The sequence below is a fragment of the Allosphingosinicella sp. genome (assembly GCF_059502505.1).
Genome location: NZ_JCACEU010000016.1, coordinates 284233 through 297589, shown reverse-complemented (window position 1 = coordinate 297589; position 13357 = coordinate 284233). Strand labels below are relative to the sequence as shown.

Below are 13357 nucleotides of genomic sequence, written 5' to 3'. Positions count from 1 at the left end.
CCGGCCCTAAAGCTTACAAAGCTGACACGTGCCATCTGTGTTGTCGGCTTCGCCCCATCAGCCCTCGATCCGCGAGAAATCCGCGACCTGATGAACGGCATCGCGCATACGTGCGAGGAGGTCCAGCCGGGCTTCGCGCTTGTCCGCTTCCGGGTCATTGACCGTCACCTTCTCGAAGAACGCATCGACCGGCGCCCGCAGGGATGCGAGCGCAGCCATCGCGCCCTGGAAATCCTCCGCCTCGATCGCGGCACGGGCGCGCGGCTCGGCAGCGTCGAGGGCGGCGATCAGGGCAGCTTCCTCGGGAAGCGGCGTGTAGGAAAGCGATTTCTTCGGGCTCTCCGCCTGCTGCGGAGGGGCAGATTGCCACCCCTCCTTCTTGAGGATGTTGGCGGCGCGCTTGTAGCCGGCGAGGAGATCGGCGCCCTCCGGCGTCTCGACAAAGGATTGCAGCGCCTTCACGCGGGCGAGCAGGCGGACGAGATCGTCCTCGCCTCCGAGCGCGAACACCGCGTCGATCAGGTCGTGGCGGACGCCGGCTTCGCGCTGCTGGACTTTAAGGCGGTCTATCACGAAGGAATTCAGTGTATTTGGCGCCTCGTCGATCCCCACCTGAACGGCAGCGCTCATGTGTAGGAACGAACTGATTACATCGTTTGTGATGCCGTAATCGTCCTGATCGGGACGATCAGGATATCGATACAGGCTACACGCGTCTGCGACTTCGAACCCGAGACTCGGGACGAGCATCGCACGGACAACAGATTGATAGGTTCCCGACGCCGCTTCCCGAAATATGCCAATCCAGCTCAGGCGAAGCTCGTTCTTGATGACCAAAGAGATAAGAGCGAGCATCGCCCGTCGCAGTGCGAAAGGATCTTTTGAGCCGGTCGGAAGCTCGTTGATCACGAAGAAGGCAGCTAGGGTATCCAGCTTGTCCGCCAAACTCACCGCCACCGTCACCGGTGTGGTCGGCACCTCGTCACCCTGGCCGACCGGCTTGTAGTGATCGCGGATGGCGTCGGCGACTTCTTGCGGGTGGCCTTGGGCGCGGGCGAGGTAGCCGCCGATGATGCCCTGGAGCTCGGGGAACTCGCCGACCATGCCAGTGACGAGGTCCGCCTTGCAGAGGCGGGCGGCGGTTTCGGCGAGGGTGGCGAGATCGCTCCCCTCCCGCTCGCGGGAGGGGTTGGGGGAGGGATTGTTGGCGCCATGCCCGGCCTCGACAGGCCCTCCCCTCTGATCCCCACCCGCGAGCGGGAGGGGAGGTTTTACGATGCCTTCTTTGACCAGCCACCGCGCCAGTTTGGCGACCCGCTCCACCTTGTCGGCGACGGTGCCAAGCTTTTCGTGGAAGACGATTTGGCCGAGCTTCTTGGCCTGCTCCTCGAGCGGGATCTTGAGGTCCTGCTCCCAGAAGAATTTGGCGTCGGCGAGGCGGGCGGCGAGGACCTTGCGGTTGCCGGCGACGATCGCTTCGCCGCCGTCGGCGGCTTCGATGTTGGCGGTGCAGATGAAGTTGGGGGCCAGATTGCCCGCCGCGTCTGTGCAGGCGAAATATTTCTGGTTGGTGCGCATGGTGAGCTGGATCACCTCGCGCGGGACATCGAGGAAGCTTGGATCGAAGCTGCCGAGCAGCGGCACCGGCCATTCGGTGAGGCCGGCATTTTCCGTCACCAGGCCTTCGTCGAGAACGAGGCGAAGGCCGGCCTCGGCTGCCAGGGCCTCGGCGCGATTGCGGATGATGCGGGCGCGTTCCTTTGCGTCGACGATGACGTGGCAGGCGCGGAGCTTTTCGACATAGTCGTTGGCGCTGCCGATGGTTATGATGCCGGGATGGTGGAAGCGGTGGCCGACCGTAGCGGCGCCCGAACGGACGTCGCCGATCTCAAAGTCGACGATCTCCTCGCCCAGCAAGGCGACAATGCCTTGCAGGGGGCGGACCCAGCGCAGGGACTCGGAGGCGAACGAGGCGGCGCCCCAGCGCATCGACTTGGGCCAGGGGAAGGCGCGGACGATGGCGGGGATCGCCTCGGCGAGCACGGAGGCAGTGGTGCGGCCGGGCTTTTCCGATGTGGCAAAGAAGACGCCGTCGCGTTCCTCGAGCTGATCGCGCGTGAGGCCGGTCTTGCGCAGGAATCCTTCGAGCGCCTGGGGCGGCGCGCTGGTGCGGGGGCCCTTCAGCTCCTCACGGACGGGGTCGGTCTGCTCCGGAAGGCCGCGGGCGATGAGGATGAGGCGGCGGGGGGTGGCGTAGGTTTCGACGCCCTGGCTGGAGAGGCCCGCCTGCGCGAGCTGCTCAGCGAACAGGCGGGCAAGATCGGCCTCCGCCTTCGCCTGCATTCGGGCGGGGATTTCCTCGGAGAGCAATTCAAGAAGGAAGTCAGCCATCAGGCTGCCCACCCGTTCTTGCTCATCCAGGCGGCGCAGGCGCCTTTGGCAAGGTCGCGGACGCGGCCGATATAAGCCTGCCGTTCGGCCACGGAGATGACGCCGCGGGCCTGGAGCGTGTTGAAGATGTGGCTGGCCTTGATCGCCTGGTCGTAGGCCGGCAGCGGGAGGCCGGCGTCGATGCAGCGCTTCGCTTCCTCGGCGGCGTCCTTGAAGCGGCGGAAGAGGCTGTCGGTATCGGCGACCTCGAAATTATAGGCGCTGAATTCGACCTCGTTGGCGTGGAAGACGTCGCCATAGGTGACGCCCTCATCATTGAAGGCGAGATCGTAGACGCTGTCGACGCCCTGGATATACATGGCGAGCCGTTCGAGGCCGTAGGTGAGCTCGCCCGCGACCGGCCTGCAGTCGAAGCCGCCGACCTGCTGGAAATAGGTGAACTGGGTCACCTCCATGCCGTCGCACCAGACCTCCCAGCCAAGCCCCCAGGCGCCGAGCGTCGGGCTTTCCCAATCGTCCTCGACGAAGCGGATGTCATGCTTGGTGAAGTCGATGCCGATGGCGGCGAGGCTGCCGAGATAGAGCGCCTGGAGGTCCGGCGGGCTCGGCTTCAGGATCACCTGATATTGGTAATAGTGACCGAGGCGGTTGGGGTTCTCGCCGTAGCGGCCGTCGGTCGGGCGGCGCGAAGGCTGAACATAGGCGGCTTTCCACGGATTGGGGCCGAGCGCGCGCAGGGTCGTCGCCGGGTGGAAGGTGCCGGCGCCCATCTCGAGATCATAGGGCTGGAGGATCACGCAGCCCTGCGCGCTCCAATAATCGTGGAGCGTCAGGATGAGCCGTTGGAAGCTGAGCGGCTGGGAAGCCAAGAACGTGCCCTTCGCACATGCACCAGGAGAGAAGCCGCTTTGGCGCAGGGTCCGGCGGCGGTCAAGCAAGCGGCAGGCGCTTTCGCTTGATCAGCTTTCGCTGACACTATGTCATGCTTGCTTGACATGTCCACCGAATCGCCTATGTAAAGCTTACTTGACATGAGGTCAGGTGTTGATGACAAGGAGGAATGAGCGATGAACATGATCTTGAGCCGGATCGGCATACTGGTCGCGGCTGTCTTGGTGGCGAGCCTTTCGGTGACGAGCGCGGTCGGGCCGGCCGTCCAGACGTCGGTGCTGGCCTGAACCGCTCCCTGAGCAAAGGAGCGGCGACATGGATGCGCTGGCCGTGAGGAACAGGCTGAAGGTGCTGCGGGCCGAACGCGACTGGAGCCAGGCACAGCTGGGCGAGAGGCTCGGCGTGTCGCGCCAGGCGGTGAACGCGATCGAAACCGGAAAATACGATCCCTCGCTCCCGCTCGCATTCAAGCTGGCCCGGCTTTTCAGCTTGAAAATAGAGGATATTTTCGATGATGGTGAAGGTGATGAAAGCCGTGACTGAGCCCGAGGCGATCGCCGCCCGCCCCTCGCGCGCCTTGCGTCGCGCCGCCCTCGGCACGGGAGCGCTCTTTTTCGCCGCGGTTGCGGTCGGCGTGGTGATCGCATCGATCGACCACGGCCACGGTCTAACCGGGCGGCATGGCGCGATCGTGGGCGTGCTCCTGGCGATGGCGGCGGGCTGCCTCTGGTTCCTGCTGCGCGATATGCGTGCGCCGACCGGTGAGGAGCCGCTCACGCGGCAGGAGCGGATGAACCGCAATCTGCTTATCGCGAGCGGGCTGCTCGGCGGCGTCACCGGTGCCGTGCTGATGATCGCCAGTCGGGAGACGGATCCGGGCGCGATCCTCAGCAACGCGCCCCTGCCCCCGGCGTTGGCGCTCGCCATCGTGCTCATCCTGGGCGTCGCCCTGCCGGTGATCGGCTACTTCTGGCACAAGACCGTCGATGAGCAGGAGGCCGACGCCTACAAGACCGGCGCTCTCTACGGTTTCTACGTCTACGGCATCGGCGCGCCTTTGTGGTGGTTCGCCGCCCGCGGCGGACTGCTGCCCCCGCCCGATGGCGTCATCATCTACTACGCGACCCTGCTCGTGGTCGGCGTGGTGTGGATGTGGAAGAAATATGGCTGAGCGAAATGCCGCCGGCCTCTCATGAAAACGATCGACATCAACATTTTGAAGGATTGGAGACTGAAATGAAGAAAGCCCTGCTTGCCGCCGCCCTCGCCACCGCCGCCTCGGGCGCCTTCGCCCAGGCGCCGGCCGCCGCGCCGAAGCCCGACGCCGATCCGGCGATGTGGGTTGTGAAGGACGCCGACACGACCATCTACCTGTTCGGCACCTTCCACGGACTGGACGGCAAGACCGAGTGGTTCAACGACGAGGTCAAGACCGCGTTCGACGCCAGCCAGGAAGTGGTGGTCGAGGCGATCCTGCCGGAGGACCAGGCGGCGATGCAGCCGCTGATCATCAAATATGCGGTCGACGCCTCGGGCAAGACGCTGACCAGCAAGCTGCCGGCCGCGACCAAGACCAAATATGAGAAGGCGATGACCACCATCGGCATCCCCGCTCAGGCGTTCGAACCGCTGGAGCCCTGGTTCGTGACGATGGCAATCACCGCGGTGGCGGGGCAGAAGCTCGGCCTCAAGCCGGAATTCGGCGCCGACATGACCGTCATCAAGGCCGCCAAGGCATCAGGCAAGAAGGTGCATGAGCTCGAGGGTGCCGAGTGGCAGCTGTCGCTGTTCGACAAGATGCCGGAGGACAAGCAGATCGTGCAATTGGACCAGACGCTCGACCAGGTCGACAAGATGGGGCCGCAGCTCACCGAGATGCTCGGCTATTGGTCGAGCGGCAATGTCGACGCGCTCGCCAAGATGATGAACACCGGCGTCGACGAGACGCCCGAGCTCTACAAGATGATCTTCTCCGACCGCAACGCCACCTGGGCGGAGTGGATCGGCAAGCGCATGGACCAGCCGGGCACCGTCTTCATGGCGGTCGGCGCAGGCCACCTCGCGGGCAAGGACAGCGTCCAGGACCTGCTGGCGAAGAAGGGCCTCAAGTCCGAGAAGGTGAAGGGCTAAGCCGCCCTTCCCTCTCATCTGAAGCAATCGAAGCCCCTCCCCTCGCCGGGAGGGGCTTTTGCGTTGCCTTCGGGCCACCCCTCCCCTATAGGCGCCGCTTCCCCGCACATGGTCATCCCTGGAGGCGTGCGCGGCGGATGTTCAACTCTCGTATTCTGGAGACATGCACATGAGCGAACAGCTTACGCTGTCGGCCGAGACGCGCGACCGGGCAGGCAAGGGAGCCTCCCGTGCGATCCGTCGTGAAGGCCGCGTCCCCGCCGTCATTTACGGCGACCGTCAGGAACCCCTCGCCATCCACCTCGAGGAGAAGGGCCTGATGAAGATGCTTCACACCGGCCACTTCATGAACTCGGTGGTGATGATCGACTGCAACGGATCGACCACCCGCACGCTTCCCAAGGACGTGCAGTTCCACCCGGTGACCGATCGCCCGCTGCATGTCGATTTCCTGCGCATCGCCGAGCATGCTCAGGTGCACGTCAACGTGCCGATCCGCTTCGTCGATGAGGAAGAGTCGCGCGGCATCAAGCGCGGCGGCGTGCTGAACGCGGTCCGCCACGAGCTCGAGCTGGTCTGCGATGCGGCCGAGATCCCCGACGACATCGAGATCAGCCTTGCCGGCCTCGACATCGGCGATTCGCTGCACATCTCGGCAGTGACCCTGCCCAAGGGCGCGGCCTCGGCGATCACCGACCGGGACTTCACGATCGCGACCATCGTCGCCCCGTCGGGCATGTCGTCGAGCGCCGAAGGCGGCGAGCAGTCGGCTCCGGCCGATGCCGTCCCGACCGTCGGCGAAGGCGAAGGCGACGAGGCCGCCGAAGGCTGATGTCCTTCTTCCGCTGGCTCGGTTCCTTCCTCGGCCCCAAGGCCGTCGAGGTGCCGGGCCAGCCCCTCGACGCCCCCGAGGCGTCGGACTGGGATCTCGAACTCGTGCAGATCTGGGTCGGCCTCGGCAATCCGGGCGCGCAATATGCGATGCACCGGCACAATGTCGGCTTCATGGCCGTGGACGCCATCGCCGAGATACACCGGTTCGAACCGCCGAAGAAAAGCTTCCACGGCTGGGCGCAGCAGGGCCGCATCGGTTCCTCGCGCATCCTGCTGCTCAAGCCAGCCACCTTCATGAACGATAGCGGCCGCGCCGTCCGTGCGGCGATGGACTTCTTCAAGAAGGACGTCGGCGACGTCACGATCTTCCACGACGAGCTCGACCTCGCCCCGTTCAAGGTGAAGGTGAAGGTGGGTGGCGGCACCGCCGGCCATAACGGGCTGCGCTCCACCGAAGCGCATATCGGCAACGCCTTCCGCCGCGTCCGCATCGGCATCGGCCATCCCGGCCACAAGGACCGGGTGACGGGCCACGTGCTCGGCAATTACGCCAAGGCGGAGACGGACGACGTCGCCAGCATGCTGGGCGCCATCGCTGCGGAGGCAAGCTGGCTGGCGCAGGGCGACGACGCGCGCTTCATGAACGAAGTCGCGTTGAGGCTGCAGGATTGAAGATGGAGCCCGCGGACGCATTCGCCGGTTGACCTGAAGCGAACCGTCCTCGAAAGGAGGGGTGCGACGCAGGGCTTTCAGATCGAGGGATGAAGACGACCCTGGGCCCTGCGCCGCATTCACAGATACGCGGAACTTCGCTGGTCAGGCTCGCCCTGTTCTGCAAATCGACCTGAACAGTCGACAAAGCGTTTTGTCGAAAGCGTCGACTTCCGAATTCTCCGCTCACACGCCCGTGAAAGCTGATCCCCGTCCGCTGTCGGCTCGTCCCTGCCTGTGCTAGGCGGCGGCGCAGCAACCGGAGGACGGACGATGGTGGACCCGGACATCGAGGAAATCGACGGCGCCTGCCATTGCGGGACGGTGCGCTTCCGTGTCCGGCTGACGGACGGCCTGCGCTCCGCCCGGCGTTGCACCTGCTCCTATTGCAGAATGCGGGGCGCGGTCGCGGTGTCGGCCGATATCGGCGGCATCGACATCCTCGCGGGACACGAGGCGCTGCACGTCTACAAATTCAACACCGACACGGCGAAGCATTATTTCTGCTCCACCTGCGGCATCTACACCCACCACCAGCGCCGATCGAACCCAAACCAATATGGGGTTAACGTCGCCTGTCTGGAGGGCGTCAGCCCGTTCGACTTCGAGGAGGTGGTCGTGATGGATGGGGAGCGGCACCCTTCCGATACCGGCACCGCGCATGTGGCAGGCGTGCTGCGCTACCAGCGGACGCCTGCCGCGTGAGCACGCGATCGCTGTTCACGACGCTTTTCTACGAGGGAGAGCTGGGTGACCCTGCGCTGCTGGCGGAGTTGGAGGAAGCGTGCCTCGCCCTGGCGGAGGAGGACGAGGCCGGGCGGCGCTGGTCGCGGGCGCACGGCTATCGCGGCTTTACGTCCTATGCGTCGCTCAACGACCTGCCGAGCCGCGATCCCCGCTTCGCCGACCTCGCACGGCTGCTCGGCCGTCATGTCGCGGCGTTCGCTAAAGACTGTGCGATGGATCTCGGCGGCCGGCGGCTGAAGCTGGACAGCCTGTGGGTCAACGTCCTGAAGCTTGGCGGCGCGCATAGCGGGCATATCCACCCGCACAGCGTCGTCTCCGGCACCGTCTATGTCGCGGTGCCGCCGGGATCGGGTGCGCTGAAGCTCGAGGATCCGCGCCTGCCGATGATGATGGCGGCCCCTCCCCGTCTGAAGGAGGCGCCGGAGGAACTCCAGACTTTCGTCTATGCCGAGCCGGCGCCGGGCACGGTCTTCCTGTGGGAGAGCTGGCTCCGCCACGAAGTCGTGCCCGGCACCGGCAAGGGTGACCGGATCAGCGTAAGCTTCAACTACCGGCTGTAAGGATCAGGCGACTGCGAGACCGGCGCTCCTGCGGCGCCGGGCGGAGCGCATGGCGCCGCCGACCAGGCCGAAGCCGCCGATCATCATCGCCCAGGTGGCGGGCTCGGGTACGGCGGACTGGATCGGCGCAGCGCCGAACGTGACCGTGGCGAACCCGCTGGAGGCGCCGGTCGTCTGCTTGAGCGAGAACCTGAACAGGCCCGTCGGCGTAATCGTGGCGCGATCCATGCCGATGAGTTTGTTCGGCGACGCGAAGATCTGGGTCGCGCTGAAGTCTTCGATCACGTTGGCCGTGGCGGGGTTGTCGTCGAAATCCAGCCCGGAAATCTCGTAGACGATGTCGCCGATCGAGAAGTTGCCGCTGACCACGTCGAAGAGCACCTGGTTGGCGGTGACGTCGATGCTGAAGAAGTTGTCGCTATATTCCGGTGTGGCGCCGACTGTCGTCGTGACGGTCTTGAAGACGGAATTACCGCCCTGAAGGCGCTTGATGGTGACATTGTCGCCGATAAAGGTCGCCGCGGACGCAGGCGCAGCGGTGACGGTCGCCAGCGCCGCAGCCGCGACGCAAGCCAGTTTCTTCACGAACATCAATTCCCCCCATGATGTGGAAGCCTCGACCGGGGATCCGGGCGAGCACGGGAGGCGCTCTGCGCAGACCAGGGGAGAAACGGGTGGAGAAAACGACGAAGATGTCGCTCCCCGCGACGAGCCTGCCGCAGGCTCAACGGCTCGTTAGGGACAGGTTCCCTGCTGGCGCGCGCGGCTGCGACTGGCTAGGGGAGCGGCCGTCACAGCCAAGGTAAGGACAAGATGGGTTTTCGTTGCGGGATCGTGGGGCTGCCGAACGTAGGCAAGTCGACCCTGTTCAATGCGCTGACCGAGACGGCGGCGGCGCAGGCGGCGAATTATCCCTTCTGCACGATCGAGCCCAACGTGGGCCGCGTCGCGGTGCCGGACCCGCGGCTGAAGCGGATCGCGGACATCGCCAAGAGCGCGAACGTGATAGAGACGCAGCTCGAATTCGTCGACATTGCCGGGCTGGTGCGCGGCGCTTCAACCGGCGAAGGGCTCGGCAACCAGTTCCTCGGCAACATTCGTGAAGTGGACGCGATCGTCCATGTGCTCCGCTGCTTCGAGGAAGGCGACGTGACCCACGTTGAGGGGCGCGTGGACCCTATCGCCGATGCAGAGACGGTCGAGACGGAGCTGATGCTGGCCGACCTCGACAGCCTCGAGAAGCGCGTGCCGGCGCTGTCCAAAAAGGCGCAGCAGGGCGACAAGGAAGCGAAGGTGCAAGCGTCGGTGCTCGGCCAGGCGCTGGAACTGCTGCGCGCCTCGAAGCCGGCGCGGCTGACTGAGCCGAAAGACGCCGAGGAGAAGGTTGCGCTGGAGCGCGCTCAATTGCTGACCGCCAAGCCCGTCCTCTATGTCTGCAATGTCGATGAGAGCGACGCGGCTTCGGGCAACGCTCACAGTGCGCGCGTGTTCGAGAAGGCCGCGGCGGAGGGCGCCAAGGCGGTCATCATTTCCGCGGCGATCGAAGCCGAGATCGCGACCATGCCGGCGGAGGATCGCGCCGACTTCCTGAAGGATCTGGGGCTGGAGGAGACCGGCCTCAGCCGCATCATCCGCGCCGGCTACGATCTGCTGCACCTCATCACCTTCTTCACCGCTGGCCCCAAGGAAGCGCGGGCCTGGACGGTCGAAAAAGGATCGAAGGCGCCTCAGGCCGCCGGCGTGATCCACTCGGACTTCGAGCGCGGCTTCATCCGCGCCGAGACGATCGCCTTCGACGACTTCGTCCAGTGCGGCGGCGAAAGCGGCGCGCGCGACGCCGGCAAGCTCAGGTCCGAAGGCAAGGAATATGTCACCAAGGACGGCGACGTGATGCTGTTCCGCTTCAACGTTTGAAAAGAGCCTCGGCGGCGGCTTCTCTGCGAATTGAATGTGCTGCTCTTACGGCACCCGCTTCAAGTCCAGGTCGTGGAAGTCGTAGCTGAAGTCGGCGAGCGGTGAGAGCGCCTTCATCCTGATGCCGGTGACGGCGCCGTTATCGACGACGAAGGTGACGATCGCATCCTCCCCCGCGCCTTTCTTCCAGCGGGTGCGGAAGGCGTCGGGCCCCCAGGGTTCGAGCGGGCCCCTGAACACCGGGGTGCGAGTGAAGTCGATGGCGAGGCGGCCGCCGCGCTCGGTGACGACGACGTCGCCATACCAGGGGTCGCGGTAGCGGCCGGCATAACGGGCAAGCGGCAGCGACGGTCCGCCGGGCGGCGCCTTCACATCGCCTGAGGCGACCAGCTCGCGCGCCTCGGCCTCGCGCGCATCGATCGCCCGGCGCGTGATCGCAATCCAGTCGAGCGGCGGCGCGCCGGCGAGATGGTCCAGCAAGGCGTAGCGGAGATAGGAGATCGGCACGCCGTCTTCGGTGTTCGACCACACGGCGAGACCGATGCCCTGCTCCGGCAACAGGGCGGTCTGGGTGATCTGCCCGCTGAGTCCGCCGGAATGATGGATGAGGCGGCGGCCGCGATAATCCTGGACGAACCAGCCGAGCGCATAGCCCTGGAGAACAGGGCGAACCGGATTGGTCTCGGTCGGGCCGGTGGTGCTGGTGGTGATCACCTGCGGCGTCCACATCTCGCCCGACTGCGCTTCGCTCCAGAGGCGCGGCCCGCCCGGCGCCTGGCCCTTGCCGAGCTGGGTGCGCAGCCACGGCACGGCATCGGTGACGCTCGCCTGGATGGCTCCGGCGGCGCCGATCACGCTCGACTCGTCGGCTTCGACCACGGCCAAGGGTCCCAAACCGCGCAGTGGGGGTCCGAGCCGAGCATGGCGGCCGACGATGTTACGGGTCTTCACCAACGGCAGATTGGCGACGGCGTCGGCCATGCCGAGGGGGCGGAAGATGCGGCGGGTGACGAACTCCTCCCAGCCGAGGCCGGACATGCGCTCGACCAGGATACCAGCGACGACGTAGAGGATGTTGTCATAGGCGTAGCCCGAGCGGAAACCGCGGGCGAGCTTCAGGTGCGGCAGGGCGCGGAGCAGCTCTTCGGGCGTGCGGTCGCTCTTCGGGAATTGCATGAGGTCCCCGGCGCCGAGCGCTAGGCCGCTGCGATGGACGAGCAGGTCGCGCACCGTCATCATCTTGCTGACGGCGGGATCGGACATTGCGAAATCCGGCATGTAGCGAAACACCGGCTCGTCCCAGGCGAGCTTCCCCTCCTCCACCAGCATCGCGAGCGCGGCCGCGGTGAAGGCTTTAGTGTTCGACGCGATGCCGAACAGGCTGTGTTCGTCGACCCGCTCCGGCCGGCCGAGCGTCCGCACGCCGTAGCCGCGAGTGAAGGCGGGCTGGTCCGGACGCACGATGGCGATGCCGATGCCTGGAATTTCGAACGTGCTCATGAAGCGGGCGACGATGGCGTCGACCGCGGCATCGGCAGATGGCTGCGCCCAGGCGGGCAAGGCGGCGACGGCAACGCCGCTCACGCCCAGAGCCAGCGCACCGCGCCGGCTGATCGTCACTTGTCCCGTCATGCAACCCCCCCGTTTCGGCGAGGATGCAACGACAGGCGCGCGAGCACAATGCCCGCGCGCCCTGGTTCGTCTTCAGTTTAGGTCAGGCGGCGGCGTGACCGATCACGGCGACGGCGTCATGGTCGAGGCCGCGAAGCCACCCGCCATGCACGCCGATCGTGAGCGCCACCGCAAGCGCGGCCGCGGCGACTCGCCGCGACAACAGGCCCTGCTTGCTGGTCATAATCCCGGCTCCTTTTGCCGGGCCGTCCTAGCCGACAGAAGTTAACGGGCCGTAAGCATCTATCTCGTTGCGGCGCCGAGGATTAATTGCGGCGTGCGTCCGGATAGGTACTCAGATCGAGATATTCGACGCGCGCTCTGGGCGAGCGCTGGGCGATGCGAGTGCCGGCCCGGGTCTCGAAGCCCGCGGTATAGGTGTAGCGCTCCAGTCGGTAGATCGGAGTGCCTTCCGCAGGAGAGGAATAGACGCGCCCCGCTAACGACTTGAGCAAGGGAGTGGCCCAGTCGGTGGGGCCGTCCTTGCGCAGGATCTCGACCTCGGTGACGCGGCCGTCCGCCTGCACCCAGAAGCCGACGTCGATCCACTTGTCCTCGAAATTGCCGGACGCGCGCTTGAGCACGTTGCCCCTCATCGCGTCGACTTCCTGATTGTCGTTCAGGCCCGGCAGCTCCTGCTGCGCCAGCTGATAGGGTGGCGCATAGAGGAGCGACGGCGTCTTGCCCATGACGCCGGAGAGCTCACGCATCAGTGCAGCGGCCTCGGCCTCGTTGCCCTCACGCAGCGCGAGCCGGGCCAGCATCGCCTTGGCGGTGACCGCAGCGATCCGCTCTTCCGGGACTTGAGATGAAGCGAAGCGCTGGAGCCGCGCCTTCACCGACGCGTTGTTCACCGGGAGTTGCCTGGCCGCCCCGCCCCGCATCTCAGCCAGAATTGCCCGTACCTCGGCGAGCGCCGCGATATCCGGGCGCCCTGCCTGCCGCGCATCCTCGGCAAGTTCGTCATATTCGCGTATCGCCCTCTCGTAGCCGTCGAGGCGCGCCTTCATCGATGCGATCTCCATCCGGGCGCCGAACAGGCGGGCGTCCGCGGGCGGCAGGCCTGCCTTCAGCGAACGCAGGATATTGATCGTCGAGATGCGGTAATCCTGGTCGAAGCCGAGGTGGCTCGCGAGCAACGCATTGGCGCGATAAAGGTCGGAGACCGGCTCCGGATAGCGCTTTGCCTCGTCGCTATTGCGCCCGAGCGAGCGCTTGAGGGTGGTGCGCGCAGCGGCATAGTCGCCGGCGATCATCTGGTTCTCGGCATGGGCGATGCTCGCGTCGATGTCCTCGTTGACCGGGCACTTTCGTGCGAGACAGGCCTTCAGGGCCGCTTCGGTATCGGCGAGCCTCCGGCCGGTGACGACGATCGCCCCCGTCTCGGCCGATTGCGGCGCCTGAGGCGGTGGCGCGGCGGCGATCAGGGCGGTCAGCAAGAGGATGCTCATCGTCTCTTCCCTCTGTTTTCCAGCAGCCTATGCCCGTTCGATCCGGCTGCCAAGACG

General features: G+C 65.8%; 14 protein-coding genes. 8 read left to right on the top strand and 6 right to left on the bottom strand.

Features of this window, described 5'->3' with window-relative positions:
- Positions 1-57: 57 nt before the first annotated feature.
- Both glyS and AC5JBD_RS09695 read right to left on the bottom strand, forming a co-directional pair.
- Complete coding sequence (gene glyS, locus AC5JBD_RS09700) at positions 58-2391, bottom strand: glycine--tRNA ligase subunit beta (protein ID WP_495721591.1); 2334 nt, start codon at positions 2389-2391, stop codon at positions 58-60.
- A complete protein-coding gene (locus tag AC5JBD_RS09695; protein ID WP_495721590.1) occupies positions 2391-3260 on the bottom strand; it encodes a glycine--tRNA ligase subunit alpha in 870 nt (289 codons plus the stop codon). Before AC5JBD_RS09695 ends, glyS begins: the two co-directional genes overlap by 1 nt.
- A gap of 352 nt (positions 3261-3612) precedes the next feature.
- Here AC5JBD_RS09695 and AC5JBD_RS09690 point away from each other — a divergent pair, with 352 nt between their 5' ends.
- The 7 genes from AC5JBD_RS09690 to AC5JBD_RS09660 all read left to right on the top strand — a co-directional run bounded on the left by AC5JBD_RS09690 (position 3613) and on the right by AC5JBD_RS09660 (position 8264).
- The gene (locus AC5JBD_RS09690; RefSeq protein WP_495721994.1) at positions 3613-3825 is read left to right on the top strand and encodes a helix-turn-helix transcriptional regulator; all 213 of its coding nucleotides are present in this window, start codon (positions 3613-3615) and stop codon (positions 3823-3825) included.
- Positions 3809-4453 (top strand): hypothetical protein, encoded by a 645-nt coding sequence (locus AC5JBD_RS09685; protein WP_495721589.1) that lies wholly within the window; start codon positions 3809-3811, stop codon positions 4451-4453. Before AC5JBD_RS09690 ends, AC5JBD_RS09685 begins: the two co-directional genes overlap by 17 nt.
- Positions 4454-4518: 65 nt before the next feature.
- Positions 4519-5412: a TraB/GumN family protein gene (locus AC5JBD_RS09680; protein WP_495721588.1), complete on the top strand. Its 894-nt coding sequence runs from the start codon at positions 4519-4521 to the stop codon at positions 5410-5412.
- A 169-nt stretch (positions 5413-5581) separates the two neighbouring features.
- Positions 5582-6244, top strand: a complete 663-nt coding sequence (locus AC5JBD_RS09675; protein ID WP_495721587.1) for a 50S ribosomal protein L25/general stress protein Ctc — start codon at positions 5582-5584, stop codon at positions 6242-6244.
- 104 nt (positions 6245-6348) lie between these two features.
- On the top strand, positions 6349-6918 hold the full coding sequence (gene pth, locus AC5JBD_RS09670; RefSeq protein WP_495721993.1) for an aminoacyl-tRNA hydrolase: 570 nt from the start codon (positions 6349-6351) through the stop codon (positions 6916-6918).
- 312 nt (positions 6919-7230) lie between these two features.
- On the top strand, positions 7231-7662 hold the full coding sequence (locus AC5JBD_RS09665) for a GFA family protein (protein ID WP_495721586.1): 432 nt from the start codon (positions 7231-7233) through the stop codon (positions 7660-7662).
- Positions 7659-8264 (top strand): TIGR02466 family protein, encoded by a 606-nt coding sequence (locus tag AC5JBD_RS09660; protein ID WP_495721585.1) that lies wholly within the window; start codon positions 7659-7661, stop codon positions 8262-8264. Before AC5JBD_RS09665 ends, AC5JBD_RS09660 begins: the two co-directional genes overlap by 4 nt.
- A gap of 3 nt (positions 8265-8267) precedes the next feature.
- Here AC5JBD_RS09660 and AC5JBD_RS09655 read toward each other — a convergent pair whose 3' ends face one another.
- Positions 8268-8855, bottom strand: coding sequence for a PEPxxWA-CTERM sorting domain-containing protein (locus AC5JBD_RS09655; RefSeq protein WP_495721584.1), 588 nt, complete (start codon positions 8853-8855; stop codon positions 8268-8270).
- Positions 8856-9077: 222 nt separating this feature from the next.
- Here AC5JBD_RS09655 and ychF point away from each other — a divergent pair, with 222 nt between their 5' ends.
- Positions 9078-10178 carry a redox-regulated ATPase YchF gene (gene ychF / locus AC5JBD_RS09650; protein ID WP_495721583.1) on the top strand — a complete coding sequence of 367 codons (1101 nt, stop codon included), beginning with the start codon at positions 9078-9080 and terminating at the stop codon, positions 10176-10178.
- Between the two features lie 45 nt (positions 10179-10223).
- On the opposite strand, the gene AC5JBD_RS09645 is transcribed toward ychF, so the two are convergent.
- The 3 genes from AC5JBD_RS09645 to AC5JBD_RS09635 all read right to left on the bottom strand — a co-directional run bounded on the left by AC5JBD_RS09645 (position 10224) and on the right by AC5JBD_RS09635 (position 13300).
- Positions 10224-11810, bottom strand: coding sequence for a serine hydrolase (locus AC5JBD_RS09645; protein ID WP_495721582.1), 1587 nt, complete (start codon positions 11808-11810; stop codon positions 10224-10226).
- A gap of 82 nt (positions 11811-11892) precedes the next feature.
- Complete coding sequence (locus AC5JBD_RS09640; protein ID WP_495721581.1) at positions 11893-12033, bottom strand: hypothetical protein; 141 nt, start codon at positions 12031-12033, stop codon at positions 11893-11895.
- An 82-nt stretch (positions 12034-12115) separates the two neighbouring features.
- Positions 12116-13300: a hypothetical protein gene (locus AC5JBD_RS09635; protein WP_495721580.1), complete on the bottom strand. Its 1185-nt coding sequence runs from the start codon at positions 13298-13300 to the stop codon at positions 12116-12118.
- Between the last annotated feature and the right edge of the window lie 57 nt (positions 13301-13357).